Below are 15,865 nucleotides of genomic sequence, written 5' to 3'. Positions count from 1 at the left end.
AGTGCCTTACACATAAGACCGGTAGGGCACCGATTTCAGGAGGAACCACCCATGTTACATAAACAAATGGAAACATACATTTCATCAGAATTATTGAGTGACCCCTCGGTAAAAGAGGTTGAACTCTATCAAGAGGAAAAAGAGTACATTGAAAAAAATGAAATGATGTCAAATGACGTGACAGTAATAGAAAAAGATCCGACTACACGTTTCCTTGAAGCGTACATTGAAAGATGTAACAAAGAAACAGAAGAAACAATTGCGACTGAATCATTCGGTTTCTTAGAAAGCTCGATTGACTACCTTCAAAAGCACAAGAATGAATTTTTATATTTTGAATCTCGTTGGTTTGAACAAATCGGCGTTGATGCGATTTCGTTTGAAGTAAATGATGTATTTGGAACATATGACGTCATGGCAGGATTGAAATTGCAGAAAAAGTTTGAGTCAGCCCTTAAAGAAAACTTACGTAATGAGTTACAGGGGGATAAAGGAAAATTTGAATTAATGTTTAACCAAAATGATGGCTTATGGGACTTGAACTTCGCTTTGAATTATGTGAATGGGTTCATAGAGGAGATGTCATTCGAGGAAGCATATCGGTTAATTTATCGATTCTTATTTACACTTGTAGAGAGAACGGAAGGAAGAAGTTAGGACGGGAAGTAACGGTTCTATTGCATTTCTTCCTACAAAAGTACAAATTCTTCTCTATACAAATGCAAATGGGCTAGATCATCTGTACGGTAATCCTTTACTGTATTGGGGATCTGGCCTTTGTTATTTCGATAATAACATGTTATCACCTCTTAAATGAGTTTATTTGAGGAATTTTGTACATTAATCTCAAAATCTTTAACTGTTATATTTTTACCAACAGTGCAGGGGTGTTGATGTATATCAAATTGGTTTTAACCTATAACAAAAATGGTCAAATTTATTATAGACGTTATTTAATTCAAGGAGGGTTGCTAATGAATGAAGAACAAAACGCTTTCAAGCCCGGTACGATTCTTTCGGCTGATGTAACTGTTTAATCAGCCAGAAGCAGTGCGTGATTTTTATAAGAAAGTCATTGGATGGGAACATAGTGAATACAAAAGAGGAGATTATACCGATTACTTTATGATAACCACGGATGGGCAACCTGCGGCGGGTATTTGTCAAAGAGCAGGAAGTCTTAGTGAGCTTCCCCCAGTGTGGCTCGTCTATTTTGGAGTAAAGGATTTAAAAGCTAGTCTAGAAGAGTGTCGTAGTCTTGGTGGCAAAGTTCTTTCAGAGCCTCAAGGTGAGGGTCGTGGAAGTTATGCGATTATTGAATATCCGGTAGGTGCCATATGTGCACTTAGCCAAATATGAAATTTGCATGAATTATTGAGGGTAACTTTTTCTTGTTCAAGCAATAGTTAAAGTTGAGATCGCTGCTGCGGTCTTTTTTGCTTTTCGGTTAACAGCGTAGGTTAGTTCAATAAAAAATTTGTTAGTTATGTCGTACATCTACTTATTCTTCACTTCTATTGGGAAGGTTATTTAGTAAAAGGAGTGAAAACAATTAGAAAATATTTTTAATGTCTATTAATCATAATGTTTGTTTGTAATACAGGAAAAGCATATGCGGTTCAAAGAGTAGTTACTTCGCACATTATATCTAATGTATGGTATGAAAACATTTTTCTCATTGCAGATAAGGCAGATGGTAGTGCTACTAAAAACTTTACTGTTCAAGTCGGCGGTGGAGTAGACAGTGTTGGTGGTGAGTTATTATATAACTTTCCAAATTGGTATAATGATAAATTTGCCCCTAAATTATTTTACGAGGATAGTAATGGCGATAAACTAAATGATATTATAGTCGCATTGATCTCTGCTGCTGGTTCTGGATTATCTACAAAAGAAATTCATATTCTGAATCAAGTACATGACCCTGACCGAAGCTATGAAGAAGTACCAGTTGAATCTATAAGTGATGCAGTCAAACGACTTGTAAAGATGAAACAAAAAGGTAATGAAATTGTTTTTAAAATTGGTGAAAAGAAATACTTTGTGGACTATTTTAAATTTGGTTACTACACATCTGTTGACAGGCCAGGTGTAGGGTCAATAGAAGATTATAAGACTGAAAATGGTGTACTTTATGGTTATACAACTGTCTTTGTATCCATTCCAGAAGCAAGTATTGGAACTCTAAAAGTTAAGTATCATTGGGATGGAAAAATGTATAAAGCTGAATCAGCTACTTTTAGTGAAGCAAAACCACATCCCAAGTAGCCACCATTTCCGCCCAATTATCCCTAAAACATCTATGAAGGTATCCTAAAGTTAAAAGTTGCAGGGGTGGGACACGGAACCTGTCCCCCTGACCCATGAAGAGTTAAGGGGGATAAAGGAAAATTCGAATTGATGTTTAACCAAAACGATGGCTTATGGGACTTGAACTTCGCTTTGAATTATGTGAATGGGTTCATAGAGGAGATGTCATTCGAGGAAGCATATCGGTTAATTTATCGATTCTTATTTACACTTGTAGAGAGAACGGAAGGAAGAAGCAAGGACTTGAAGTATCTGTTCCATCGGATTTCTTCCTACATGTTATACCATTCCACTCTATAAAAAATGGGGCCAGACCTCCAGCGCGGTATTCTTTTACCGTGTTGGGGGTCCGGCTTTTTATTTGTAACAAAGTATATTTATAGTAATTGAAGATTCCTTAAAAGAACAAATACTATGAAACTGTGTTGTGTATGATGAGATGAATTCAAAGTGTAAGTATTTTTTTTATCTAATAACGAATCCTGATATAACACAATCAGAAAATTAAAAGATAAAAACTATTCTCTATAGTGTATAGATAAATAATATTTAACGAGATTTCTAAGAAAAACAAACTAGATTCTAGCTATGTCATATTTGTACATGAAATTGTGCAGATTTGTATGGTGTACATTTTGTCAGAAAAGATTGATAATTTAGATAGTGGTAGTAAGCGTTTTCATAAACCATAAGGAGGAAAAGTATGAAGAAGTCAGGTTTAGTAGTTGTGGTTCTTATGTTGTTCTTTTCTATTATTTTATTTGCTTGTAGTAGTGACTCTAGTAATGGTTCAGGTGATAGTGATGTAGTCGAGCTTGTTTATATGAGTCATACGCCAGAAAATGATGTTCAAAAGAAAGTCATTGAGGAGGAAGTAATCGGAGCATTCGAAAAGGAACATCCAAATATCAAGATTAAATGGGTGCAAAATGAAGATCCTGTTACATTAGTTAGACAGCAATTAGCCGCAGGTGCTGGGCCAGATATCGTACTTGTTGATGGGCCAACACAAGTCGTTCAATTTGCTAAATCAGACTATTTATTACCGCTCGATGATTATGCAGCAGAATATGGCTGGGGCGATCGCTACTTTGATTGGGCGTATGACACAGGGTTTGTTGATGACAAGCTGTATGGACTGCCAGGGCAATATGAATCTTTAGTTGTGTGGTATAACAAGGACTTATTTGAAGAACATGGTTGGAAAGAGCCAACAAATTTAGATGAATTCTTAAAATTAAATGAAGATGTTGCAAACGAAGGTTTAATACCATTTGCGTTTGGTACGACTGACTTCAGACCTGCTAACGAATGGTGGCTATCAGTTGTTTATAACTCTTATCTAGGTCCAGACGAATTTAAGAAAGTTTTAAATAATGAAGTTCCATGGACTAGTGATTTAGTAAAAGAAGCTACTACGATTTGGAAAGATATTTGGCAAAAAGGCTATATCAATGAGAAAAAATCACATGCAATCTCTGGTGATGATGCGTGGGTATTATTCAGAAATCAAAAAGCAGCGATGAAAATGGAAGGAACTTGGGCAAATGCGAACTTTACAACCGATCCGGTCGATTTCGAAGTTGATTTCTTCGTAATGCCTGGTTGGAGAGAGGGAGTACAGCCAACATTACCATTAGCACTTGGTGAAAATGTAGGAATTAATGCAGATACAAAACACCCAGACGAAGCTGCAGAATTTATAGACTGGTTATTCAGTGATGAAGTTGGAACAATTATGTTCAAGCAAGGTTACTTCTACCCTAACAAAGGCATTGAGGCTGTAGAAGGCGTAGATCCAATTGTTACAAATGTTCATAAGGAACTTGATGCCGCACTTGAAAAGGGAAATGCTGGATTTGCCTCTTGGACTTATTGGGGTCCAAATGTTCAGTATTATTTATGGGATAACATTGATAGTGTGTTTCTCGATCAGTTATCTGTTGATGAGTATTTAGAAAATGCCCAGAAACAAGCCGAGAAAGATGAAGAAGAAGGACTACTCTTTAATTTTAATGAGTAAGTGAATAAAAAAGGGGATATATTCTTCGATCCCCTTTTGTTCAAAGGAGTGTGAGAAATAATGGAAGTTACAGCCGCCACATCGACAAAGACCCTACCAAAAAAGTACAAAAGAAAATGGAAGCAAACGTTCTTACCGTGGATTTTATTATCACCTACTTTAGTACTCTTACTTCTTGTAGTAGGAGGACCACTTGTTGGAACAGTATGGTTGGCATTCACAGATTGGAATGGAATTGCTACTCCTGAATTTATAGGAGTTGAGAACTTTATTCGTCTATTTTCCGATAATGTTTTCTATGCTGCCCTGCTTAACAATGTGAAATGGATGGGATTCTTTCTAACTGTTCCAGTTATACTCTCGTTAAGTGTAGCGGTCTTAATTAGTAAAGTGAAATTCGGAAAAATGTTTTATCGAATGATTGTATTTATTCCATATATCGTTGCCACAGTGGTAACGGCGAAAATATGGTTATGGATGTATAACCCGTATGTTGGATTGAATGTAATTTTTGAAAAGTGGGGACTTGATTGGTTAGCATTACCGTGGCTTGAAGACGGCAAGTATGCCCTTTTCTCCGTTGCGTTAGCTGATGGTTGGCATTTCTATGGTTTTCTAGTCGTTTTATTTTTAGTAGCTTTACAGCAAGTTGATAAAAGTTTGGAAGAGGCTGCACTTGTTGAAGGTGCTAATAAATTTCAAATATTCTTTCATGTAATCTTACCGCAATTACGACCTACACTGGTTTTAGTCTATATGTTGCTTATTATTTGGTCATTTGCTGCCTTTGATTATGTGTTTGTAATGACACAAGGTGGCCCAGGTAATGCTTCTGAATTAATTGCAACTTATATGTATGACCTAGCAATCTACGGACAACAACCGGGATATGCGAGTGCAGTTGCTTTAACCATGGGACTCTTTAGTATTCTAGTTATTGTTGGATTTGGATATTTGAAGAAAAAAGGGTGGGATGTGTAATGAAAAAATACTTAGACTGGAGGCATATCCCTCTAATTTTAATAGCAGCTTTAACTGCTGCACCACTATTTCTATTATTTAGTAATGCATTAAAACCAAAAGAGGAATTTCAAGTAAATCCATTCGGAATCCCTTCTAGATTAGAGTTCCAAAATATCGTGGATGCTTGGGAGAGGGGTGGTTATGGTGAAGCATTCATTAATAGTCTTATTGTAGGGGTAGCTTGTATCTTAATAATCTCTTTAAGTGCTGGTTTTGCTGCCTATGCATTATCAAAACTCCAATTTAAGGGATCTAATTTAATTGTGGGAATTCTTTTATTCATTCTATCTGTTCCTGTAGGATTATTCCTTGTTCCATTATTTTTCATTTGGAAACAGTTAGATCTAATGGATAGTTTGTTCGGACTCATTCTAATATACTCAGCTATTTTTCTACCATTTAACATTTTCTTATTACGATCCTTCTTTGTAGCGATTCCTAATGAGTTACTGGATAGTGCTCGAATTGATGGATGTAATGAATTTCAAGTGATTTACCGGATTATGCTTCCATTAGCAAGTCCTGCATTTTTAACGGTTGTTCTACTTGTCGGATTATGGACATGGAATGAATTTTTCTTTGCCAATGCGTTTATACAATCTGATGAATTAAAGACAGTAGCTACAAAGTATTTAGCTTTTACGGGCAGGTTTACTTCAGATTGGACAATGCTATCAGCTGCTGGGTTAATTACAATATTGCCAATTACTATCATTTTTGTTGTCCTACAACGCCGCTTTATTGAAGGTATTGCAGAAGGTAGTGTAAAAGGATAAATAAATTACTAATTTAGGAGGAGTATATATGTCAGTTACTGAAAACAAAAAAGTATTTAACCAACAATCACTAGATATACTTGCAAACGACTATGTCGAAAGAGTCTATGCAGGTTGGCTCGGCAAAATTATAGGTGTTAGACATGGTGGGAATATTGAACAATGGTCCTATGAGAGAATTAATAAGGCTTTTGGTGAAATAACTGGGTATCTTCACGAATTCAAAAATTTTGCCGCCGATGACGATACAAATGGACCATTATTCTTTTTACGATCATTAGAGGATTATACTCATACCAGAGAGATTACACCCGAACAAATGGGGTTAACATGGTTAAATTATGCTCCCGATGGCCATGGTTTTTACTGGTGGGGTGGATATGGAAAATCAACTGAACACACTGCATATTTAAATATGAAAAATGGTATTATGGCTCCACGTTCTGGTTCTATAGAACAAAATGGTCATGCAGTTGCAGAGCAAATTGGTGGTCAAATCTTCATTGATGTGTGGGGATTGATTTGTCCAGGGAATCCAGAATTAGCTGCTGAGTATGCTGAAAAAATAGCATCTGTTTCTCACGATGGCAATGGAAAATATGGAGGTATGTTTATTGCCGCATGTATAGCCGCAGCATTTGTTGAAAAAGATATCGAAAAAATTATTGAAGCAGGATTGTCTGTCATCCCATCGGATTGCGAATATGCTGAAGTAACGAGAGATTTAATCCAATTTTATCATGAATACCCTAATAATTGGCGTGACTGCTTCCAATATGTATATGAAACATATGGATATGACAAGTACCCAGGAAATTGTCATATCATTCCTAACTCTGCAGTAATGGTTTTATCCATGCTTTATGGGCAAGGAGATTTCTCAAAAACGATTAACATTTGTAATATGTGTGGTTGGGACACAGACTGTAATGTTGGGAATGTTGGATGTATTTTAGGAGTGATAAATGGTATTGAAGGAATAGATCAAAATTGGATTACACCAATTAACGATTTTCTGTGCTGTTCAAGCGTTATTGGTACATTAAATATTTTGGATATACCTTGGGGAGCCTCTTACATCTCAAAGTTTGGTTATAAAATATCTGGGGTTGAAGCACCAGAAAAGTGGTCTGAACTAATTGAAGAAAAGAATCGGTTATTCCATTTTGAATATCCAACATCTACTCATGCCTTTCGAGTAGAAAGTGATGCACCAGAACAAATAACTGGTGTGGTTGAAAACACAAACAAAGAAGCGCATTCTGGTGATCGTTCATTAAAAGTAATGTTTGATTATTGTAATGGAGGGTATGGCTATCGTGCATTTGTGAAAACTTATTATACTCCTGAAGATTTTAATGATAGTAGATATGACCCTAGCTTTTCGCCAACGCTTTACCCAGGTCAAACCATTGAATGTCATGTAAAGCTACCTGTAGGACAAGTGAATGATATGAAAGCTAGATTATATGTGAAGGATCGTAATACGAATCAAAGAGTTTATGGTGATAAAGTTCAGCTAGCAGTAGGAAGTTGGGAACATTTAATTTTTGATATTCCTTCTTTAAAGGGAGTATGTATCTCAGAAGCGGGCGTTGAATTTATCCCTGTTCAAGAGGAGAGGAGATTAGGTTCATTACCATCCTTAATCGCTTACGTTGATGACTTTAGATTCTCAGGAAAACCAAACTATGAAATTGACTTTGAGAATGAAAGATTAGAAAAATGGAACGGTTTACACGTTGAAGTAAGTCAGTTTACGTACCTTCGAGGAATATGGACACTAGAAGATGGTTACCTAAGTGGAAGCTACTATGGTGAACAAGCAGAGGCATATACTGGCGATCTCAATTGGGAGAACTATGAATTTGAAGCGACTGTAATTCCTATGCTTGGCTATGATCATTACTTGAACTATCGTGTTCAAGGAGGTATTCGCTCATATGCAGTAGGCTTTTCACCAAACCACAAATTAGCACTATATAAAAATAATAATGGTTATAGTAAGCTTTCATCTGTTGACTATGTTTGGGAAATTGGAAGCGAGTATAGTCTTAAAGTAGAAGCCCATGGAAATAACTATAAAATTTATGTGGATGGTCAATTAGCACTAGAGTATATTGATACAGAAAACCCTTATCTAAATGGACAAATTGGATTTTCAAATGTGAATGGCAGTCATACGCACTACAAAGGATTTAAAGTAAAAGGGTTGTAAGATGAATAGGGAATTTCCTTATGAGGGGAATTCCCTTATTGGATTTTATAATAATCTAAATATTTAATGTTCTTCTTGCTTTTTTACACTGGTTGAAAACATAATGAAGTTTAATAAGTGCTTTCAATCATATGGAGGAGGATATCTTAAATGAAGATTAATCTTTTGCTTGCTGAGGATGAAGGTAATGTTCGAAGAGGTATCACACAATTTATTCAATCACTAGGTGAACCGTATTGTTTAGTAGGAAGTGCCGCTAACGGGTTAGAAGCAATTGAGTTAGCGAGACAAACTAACATTCATATTCTATTGACAGATATACGAATGCCGCAAATGGATGGCCTTGACTTAGTAAAACAAGTAAAACTGCTCCATCCAGAATGTAAAATTATCATTGTAAGTGGTTATGATGACTTTGAGTATGCGAGAAAGGCTATTCAGTTGGGGGTCCAGGAATTTCTATTAAAACCAATTCAACAAGAAAATTTATCTGAAACCTTGTCTAAAGTAACCTCTATGTATTTCTCATTATCTACTCATAACCAACTAATGGTTAATCAAGAAAAATGGGATATGACGCTAGTTCGTCTCGAATCTACACTATTTGATGCGATTGAGATTGGAAACAAGAATGCATCTAGAGAAGCATTTACAAAACTATATCTCGCTTTCCTGAGTCGTGTGGAGGATGATCCTTTCAGATTACTATCATTCGTGATTGATAGTTTAAAATCATTAAGAAAAAGACTATCTTCTAATGAACTAATACAAACTTTTTTTCGTAAAGAAGGAATAAAGTTATTTGAAGAATTAAATCCCAAAATGACCACTCAAGCTATAAGAACTTCTGTAGAGGAATTCGTCGTTCAATGTTCAAATATAGTAAGGGATAGTAGGCAACAATCTTGTCCAGATATATTATTTCATTGTAAAGAAGTTATTAACAATCACTACAAGCAAAGTATTACATTAAATGAAGTAGCCAATATTGTCGGTGTGACACCTTCCTATTTAAGTAGAGTTTTTAAAAAAGAAGTCGGAATTAATTTTATCGATTATTTGAACAAAGTTCGTATTGAAAAGGCGAAAAAGCTACTTGGTGACTCTGAAATGAAAGTGTTAGAAGTATCTGAAAAAGTAGGGTTTAATAGTACTGAATATTTTACTCGAATTTTTAAAAAGCACACCGGAGTATCGCCCTTATACTTTCGAACAAAAAGTGTGGAAAATAAATGAGAAAACTTTCGGACTGGTCATTGTATAAGAAACTATTGCTTGTTTTGACTTTACTTACTATCATTCCGGTTTTGATTGTAAGTCTATATGGCTATCATACGTTTAGTCGTGTTCTTTATAATATGATCGCAGAGTCAAATTACAACAATGTCAATCAATTGGGTGAGTTTTTAAGTGGAGTCTATGAAGATATGAATAGTGTATTAACTAAAGTCACCATTCATCCAGATATTCAGAGTTCATTGAAAGAAGAAACAAAGAATGATTGGAAGTCTTACCAAGAAGCCAGATTCTTTACAGAATATACAAATCTTCTCATGGTAGGTCATCCGGAGATAAAAGAAATCTCTGTATATAATTTTGATGGTAAAAGACTAGATAGTGAAGGCCACTTTTTGCCAGGATTTGAAGAGCATTTTGCATTTGATGAGCTAATGGTAAAACTTGATAATCAATTCTTTGCAACGAGTAAAGTGTATACCGTAGATGGAGAAAAACTAATTTCGTTTGGAAAGAAGATTATTGACTTACATACAGGTAAGTACATTGGAATCGCTATGCTAGATCTAAATCTAGATTATTATTATCAAGAATTAGGAAATGCAAAACTATTAAAGTCGGGTTTTATCATTCTTATTAATCAACATAATGAACTTCTTTTTCATCCCGAAAAAGAAATAGGTACAGTATCCAACTACTTTTGGATCCATCAAACGGAGAAATATAAACTATACAAAGATCAAAATGGGAATCAAATGCTGTATTTTATAAAGGAAGTACCACAATCAGGATGGAAGGTATTTGGTGTTGTTCCGTATGATGAAGTTGTCGAACAATTTAAACCATTTCGTATTGGATTTTTTGTTTTTATTGTAATCATCTTTTGTTTTATATTTTTATTGGCTCTTTCTATTAAAAAGCTATTTGTAAGACCGATTAAAAAATTACAAGAATCAATAAATGATGTCCAAAATGGATATTTTCAAACTAGAGTTCATTTTAGCAGAAAGGATGAAATCGGTATATTAGGTGCTCATTTCAATGAGATGGTAATGAAGATTGAAGAATTAATCGGACAAGTATATCAAAGTGAGTTAAGGGAATCAAAAGCCCTTTTACTACATAAACAAGCTGAAATTGAAGCTCTTCAAGAAAAAATAACCCCACATTTCTTATACAATACTCTTAACTCCATCAGTTGGTTTGCAAACAGAAAAGGAATACGAGAAATTCAGTTAGTAGTTGATTCCTTAAGTCAATTATTACGTTATAGCTTAAAAGATGATACAAAATTCGTAACCTTAAAAGAGGAATTCGATTATTTAAAGTTATTTGGGGAGATTATTGATTTTCGTTATGAAGGAGAAATTGTATTTATTTATCGGTTACCGACATCTATTGAACATACACTGGTTCCTCGGTTTCTTATACAGCCAATAGTCGAGAATGCGATTAAACATGCATTTGATACTACGAATTCATCAAAAACAATTGAAGTTATCTGTTTTCAACTAAATGGAGTCGTGGTGATTGAAGTTAGAGACAATGGTATTGGTATGTATAAAGGACGACTACAAGAAGTTAATTCTATGTTGGATTCATCCATAGGAACAATGATAAAAGAAAAGAATAATAGTAAGAGTACGGGAATAGGCTTGGCTAATGTTCATCAAAGAATAAAATTAACATTTGGTGGTGAATATGGTTTAAAGATTTATAGCGAACCTGAAAAAGGAACGAAAGTATCAATAATTCTACCTTATTATCGAGGAGAGGTGCTCAAAAATGAGTCAAATTGTAGTAATTGGTAGTATAAATATGGATATTGTCAACAGAGTTAATCGGCATCCTTTGCCAGGAGAAACAATTAAAGGAATAAAAACGGAGTTTAATCCAGGTGGGAAAGGGGCCAATCAAGCCGTATCAGCATCTAGAACTGGTGGAAACGTAACTATGGTCTGTGCTTTAGGTAATGATTCTTTTCGCTCCAAATTACTTGATACCTTGAAAGCGGAAGGGATATCGAGTGATTTTATTGTTATAAAACCCTATAGTTCAGGACTCGCCTTCATAACAGTGGATGATAATGGAGAAAATAGTATCATTCTTGAGGAAGGCGCTAATGGATTATTACATAAGGAAGACATAAAAAACTTCCTGCCTGAGATTTCACCACAGGCGGGTCTAATCCTACTACAGAATGAAATCCCGTGGGAAACGACTACCTATGTTATTGAGGAAGCAGAGAAATTAGGTGTACCAGTCTATTTAAACCCTGCACCGGCTATACATGTTCCAGAGGAGGTATTGCCTAAATTAAGAGGTGTTTTTGTGAATGAAACCGAAACGGAAATTATTACAAAAATACACGTTTACAATCAACAAACAGCAGAGCTAGCAGCAAACTCTCTAATAGAAAAGGGAGTAAATGAAGTAATAATTACTCTTGGTAAACTAGGATCTTTTTTTAAAAATAGCAATGGATTAACCATCTTCACTCCAGGATATACAGTACAAACTGTTGACACTACAGCAGCTGGCGACACATTTATAGGTGCATACTTAGTGGCTATATATGGAGGAAATTCTTATGAAGATAGCCTCAAATTTGCAACTGCAGCTTCGGCAATAACTGTTTCAAAAGAAGGTGCCCTAAAATCTATACCTACCAAAAATGAAGTTTTAGAGTTTTTAAAGATACATAAATAGAGAACAGGACGGGTGTTTCTAAGTTAATATGAATAGAACTAGTTTATATTATTTTTATTTATAGGTCACCTCAAAAGGATTCCGAAATGAAAAATGCAGGACCATTCATGATTCACAAACTAGTTAAACTCATAAAAAATTCGATATGGCTACATTCTATTTAAAAATTTTAATTGTTAATAAAAATACTTGTGATAAATACAAAGCTCCCTAATTTTAGACAATGAATTAAGGAAATTGGTTATTATGCGTATAGGGAATAACTTATCAAACCGCAGATTGGTGATACAGTACCAAGCCCCTAGTGAACTACTATACTAGGGGCTATATCTTCCTAAAAAAACTAGTCCACTGGCTTATGTTGTTGTATTTGAAATTTTGAACTTAGTCAGTGGTTTCATATACTTCAATTGCCCCAATAATGAATAAGTAACAACAAAACAGTTATCAATCTTCTCATTTTGAATCTCTCCTATTTTTTCTCGTAGAACCAGCATCAGAGCGTTTTGCTCGCCATGTTCCGTCACTATTTCTGCTTCTTTCTTGTCCGTATGTTGGACCGGTTTTAACGCGTGGAACTTTTCCCGTTCCTCCAAATGTTCCCTCAGGATATTTGCCCATCTCTTCACCTCCGTCTGTTGGATAGCATTAACAGAAACAAATCGTTTCAAACACCGGTATATTCATAGAAAACCAACTTTTCCTCCTGGAACAATTAGTCTCCAAGTCTACCCGTCAGAAAAAATTTTTATTAAAATCTATTTCATACTAAGCACATTATCTAAAACAAACGGTACGTATGGCCTAATTGTTCCTTTGATTGATCAAGATGAAAAAATTGGATTATATTTCTTGTTGGATTCTTTTGAGTGGATCAAATAGAAATAAAAGACGTTTAAGTGACTTGCATCTAACAACAACCATAATAAAATAGTAGTATTATATAATTATTGAATATTCTGTATACATAGAGGCGATTTAGGAGGAGAATGATAGAAAAGATGTAAGACTAGAATCCTACAACGACAATGACAAGGAGACCAATATGAAGCTAAGAAATAAAATATTTATCACGTTTACCTGTCTCGTCCTAATACTCCTTGCTACTGTGGGGATAGCTGTTCATCGAACCTTCAAGTCATCAAGTAATGAAGAAGTTGTGAAGAAGACAGAGAATTCGATGATACAGCTAGGGTATAACCTAGATTTAATGATGGAGGATGCGTCAAGGTCAACACTGTCTATATTATATAATAGTGAACTTTTACAGATTTTAAGAGAATACGATAGTGATTCAACGACTCTTTATAAAAAGGCAGGACATATCAAGACGTTTTCCTTGTTTTTATCTAGCATTACGTTCAAGAAGGACCAAGTGTATGGCATTCATGTTTTCACGGAGAATGGCCAGGTTTTTAGTAATTTAGGTGAATACTTATTAAAGGATTCTATTCCACTAGAAGAGCAGGATTGGTTTCAAAAAGTAAAGGATGAAAAAGGGGGATGGATTACGTACTTCGATAAAAGTCCCACTTACTATAAAAATGAGAATCGAGAGTTTGTAAGTTTTATACGATTGTTGAGGGACCCAAATGACCATGAAGAGTTGGGTGTCATTCGAATAGATTTTTCTCCCTCTTACTTAAAGGATATTACTGCACAATTTACGAACGAAAATTGGCAGATTCTAACGGCGGATAATGAACCCCTGATTGGAAATCTGAATGCAACCGATTTAGTGAACTGTCAAACCAATTATAGCTGGGTTCAGGATGATAAAAGTGGTGGCCGTTCTATTTGTCTAACGAATACGTCTCAAAAAACAGGGATGAAAGTCGTTAACTTAATTTCTGAGGACTATCTCTATAAGGAAGTGAGAGAATTTGATCGTTTCTTATTACTACTCTTAGGTATTTGTATCCTTATTTCACTACCTATTTCATACTATATGGCAAATTATTTATTGAAACCATTTGATATTTTAAAAAATAAGATCCTATTATTTCAGTCTAAAAACCAGTCGGCGATGGATCCCCTAGACGAAATCTCTGAATTAGGTGTGGCTTATGACGGAATGCTCTCAGAAATTGAGTTTCTTGTTGAAAAAGTATATGAAACGAATCAACGAAATGCGGAGGCGGAGTTTAAAGCACTACAATCACAGATGGATCCACACTTTCTATTCAATACCTTAGAATCTATTAATATGAAGGCAATCCAGCATGATCAGTATGAAATCTCAGATATGATTGTAGAATTAGGGAAATTACTTCGTTTTCGATTGCGAAATGAGGAGCAGCAAATTCCTTTACAGGAAGAGCTTATGTTTACAAAAACCTATATTAATATCATGAAAAGTCGATTAGAGGACACGCTTGAGGTTTATTGGGATGTTGATGAAACGATTTTAGATTATCCCGTTCCGAAATACATCATTCAACCTTTACTTGAAAATGCCATACATCATGGCTATGGAGACCATGTCAAGGTACTTACTATCTCTATTACGATAAAAAGCTATCAACATTCACTGATTATATCTGTTAATGATAACGGGGTCGGTATTAGGAGTGAAAGACTACTCACAATCAAGAAGGCATTACATGAGAAATCCGCAAATCTGGATAATGTAGAAGGGCAGACACAAAGTTCGAATAGTATTGCTCTTGTAAACATTAACAGTAGGTTGCAGTTAATGTATGGGAGTACTAGTCGATTGGAGATTACATCGATATTTGGCAAGGGTACTACCGTATATATTGAGATTGATAGATAAGGGAGTGAGGGAAATAAATACTGTTCTAGTGGTTGATGATGAAAAGACAATTAGAAATGGAATTAAGAAGTTGTTAGAGGATGTGATCACAGGTTACAAGGTCATATGGGAAGCGTCCAATGGATTCGAAGCCCTTGAAATACTAACAATAGAAGTTCCCGACATTATCATAACAGATATTAGGATGCCAAATATGAGTGGCATTGACTTTATTCGTTTAGCTAGAGAGAAGCTGCCGTTAACACCTATCATCGTGTTAAGCGGGTATGATGATTTTATTTATGTAAGAGAAGCATTGAAACTAGGGGTTAAAGATTATTTACTAAAACCAATCTCTCGAAGTGACCTAGCCACTATTCTTCTAAGTATTAATGAGACGAACCAGAAGAGTAGAAAGGAGATTCATAACGGTGAATCTGTACATATACGGCAAATCAAGGATCTTATCGAAAAACATTTAAATTCTGAACTAACACTACAATTCATCTCACAATCTCTTAACCTTCATCCAAATTATATTAGTCAGCTATTCAGTCAAGAAACAAAGATACGCCTCTCAGAATATATCACACAGCGACGTATTGAAAAATCAAAGGAATTGCTTTCAAAAACAAATATGAAAGTGATTGATATTTCAAAACTAGTCGGATACGCAGATTCCAAACATTTTGCAACAGTCTTCAAAAAAATCGTTGGTACAACCCCACAGCGTTATCGAAGCAACTAACATCTTAAGATTACAAACCAATTCTTAATATTCAGTAATATTAAAATATTTCTGTCCATGATATTTT

The 15,865-nt window shown here is 35.1% G+C and carries 15 protein-coding genes; 14 read left to right on the top strand and 1 reads right to left on the bottom strand.

Going from position 1 to position 15,865, the window contains the following annotated elements:
- Nucleotides 1-51: 51 nt before the first annotated feature.
- The 12 genes from ACWNMY_RS00215 (at nt 52) to rbsK (ending at nt 12,295) form a co-directional block, all read left to right on the top strand.
- Entirely contained in the window at nt 52-657 is a 606-nt protein-coding gene (locus ACWNMY_RS00215; protein WP_449536279.1) for a branched-chain amino acid aminotransferase, read from the top strand.
- 236 nt (nt 658-893) lie between these two features.
- Nucleotides 894-1,037 carry a hypothetical protein gene (locus ACWNMY_RS00210; RefSeq protein ID WP_449536278.1) on the top strand — a complete coding sequence of 48 codons (144 nt, stop codon included), beginning with the start codon at nt 894-896 and terminating at the stop codon, nt 1,035-1,037.
- 13 nt (nt 1,038-1,050) lie between these two features.
- The gene (locus ACWNMY_RS00205; RefSeq protein WP_449536277.1) at nt 1,051-1,359 is read left to right on the top strand and encodes a VOC family protein; all 309 of its coding nucleotides are present in this window, start codon (nt 1,051-1,053) and stop codon (nt 1,357-1,359) included.
- Nucleotides 1,360-1,584: 225 nt separating this feature from the next.
- Nucleotides 1,585-2,268, top strand: a complete 684-nt coding sequence (locus tag ACWNMY_RS00200) for a hypothetical protein (protein WP_449536276.1) — start codon at nt 1,585-1,587, stop codon at nt 2,266-2,268.
- 129 nt (nt 2,269-2,397) lie between these two features.
- On the top strand, nt 2,398-2,610 hold the full coding sequence (locus tag ACWNMY_RS00195; RefSeq protein ID WP_449536275.1) for a hypothetical protein: 213 nt from the start codon (nt 2,398-2,400) through the stop codon (nt 2,608-2,610).
- A gap of 403 nt (nt 2,611-3,013) precedes the next feature.
- Nucleotides 3,014-4,333, top strand: a complete 1,320-nt coding sequence (locus ACWNMY_RS00190; protein ID WP_449536274.1) for an ABC transporter substrate-binding protein — start codon at nt 3,014-3,016, stop codon at nt 4,331-4,333.
- Nucleotides 4,334-4,393: 60 nt separating this feature from the next.
- Nucleotides 4,394-5,314 (top strand): carbohydrate ABC transporter permease, encoded by a 921-nt coding sequence (locus ACWNMY_RS00185; RefSeq protein WP_449536273.1) that lies wholly within the window; start codon nt 4,394-4,396, stop codon nt 5,312-5,314.
- Nucleotides 5,314-6,132, top strand: coding sequence for a carbohydrate ABC transporter permease (locus tag ACWNMY_RS00180; protein ID WP_449536272.1), 819 nt, complete (start codon nt 5,314-5,316; stop codon nt 6,130-6,132). The genes ACWNMY_RS00185 and ACWNMY_RS00180 overlap by 1 nt, the downstream gene beginning before the upstream one ends.
- Before the next feature lie 28 nt (nt 6,133-6,160).
- Complete coding sequence (locus tag ACWNMY_RS00175; RefSeq protein ID WP_449536271.1) at nt 6,161-8,350, top strand: ADP-ribosylglycohydrolase family protein; 2,190 nt, start codon at nt 6,161-6,163, stop codon at nt 8,348-8,350.
- Nucleotides 8,351-8,500: 150 nt separating this feature from the next.
- Entirely contained in the window at nt 8,501-9,586 is a 1,086-nt protein-coding gene (locus ACWNMY_RS00170) for a response regulator transcription factor (RefSeq protein ID WP_449536270.1), read from the top strand.
- Complete coding sequence (locus tag ACWNMY_RS00165; protein WP_449536269.1) at nt 9,583-11,397, top strand: sensor histidine kinase; 1,815 nt, start codon at nt 9,583-9,585, stop codon at nt 11,395-11,397. The genes ACWNMY_RS00170 and ACWNMY_RS00165 overlap by 4 nt, the downstream gene beginning before the upstream one ends.
- Complete coding sequence (gene rbsK / locus ACWNMY_RS00160) at nt 11,372-12,295, top strand: ribokinase (RefSeq protein WP_449536268.1); 924 nt, start codon at nt 11,372-11,374, stop codon at nt 12,293-12,295. Before ACWNMY_RS00165 ends, rbsK begins: the two co-directional genes overlap by 26 nt.
- Before the next feature lie 356 nt (nt 12,296-12,651).
- Here rbsK and ACWNMY_RS00155 read toward each other — a convergent pair whose 3' ends face one another.
- A complete protein-coding gene (locus tag ACWNMY_RS00155) occupies nt 12,652-12,966 on the bottom strand; it encodes a hypothetical protein (protein ID WP_449536267.1) in 315 nt (104 codons plus the stop codon).
- Nucleotides 12,967-13,340: 374 nt separating this feature from the next.
- Here ACWNMY_RS00155 and ACWNMY_RS00150 point away from each other — a divergent pair, with 374 nt between their 5' ends.
- Both ACWNMY_RS00150 and ACWNMY_RS00145 read left to right on the top strand, forming a co-directional pair.
- On the top strand, nt 13,341-15,071 hold the full coding sequence (locus ACWNMY_RS00150; protein ID WP_449536266.1) for a sensor histidine kinase: 1,731 nt from the start codon (nt 13,341-13,343) through the stop codon (nt 15,069-15,071).
- Nucleotides 14,995-15,798: a response regulator transcription factor gene (locus ACWNMY_RS00145; RefSeq protein WP_449536265.1), complete on the top strand. Its 804-nt coding sequence runs from the start codon at nt 14,995-14,997 to the stop codon at nt 15,796-15,798. Before ACWNMY_RS00150 ends, ACWNMY_RS00145 begins: the two co-directional genes overlap by 77 nt.
- Nucleotides 15,799-15,865: the final 67 nt, after the last annotated feature.

Source organism: Ferdinandcohnia sp. Marseille-Q9671 (assembly GCF_976954385.1).
The sequence above is the reverse complement of the archived record's forward strand: the minus strand, read 5'-3'. Positions and strand labels throughout refer to the sequence as shown.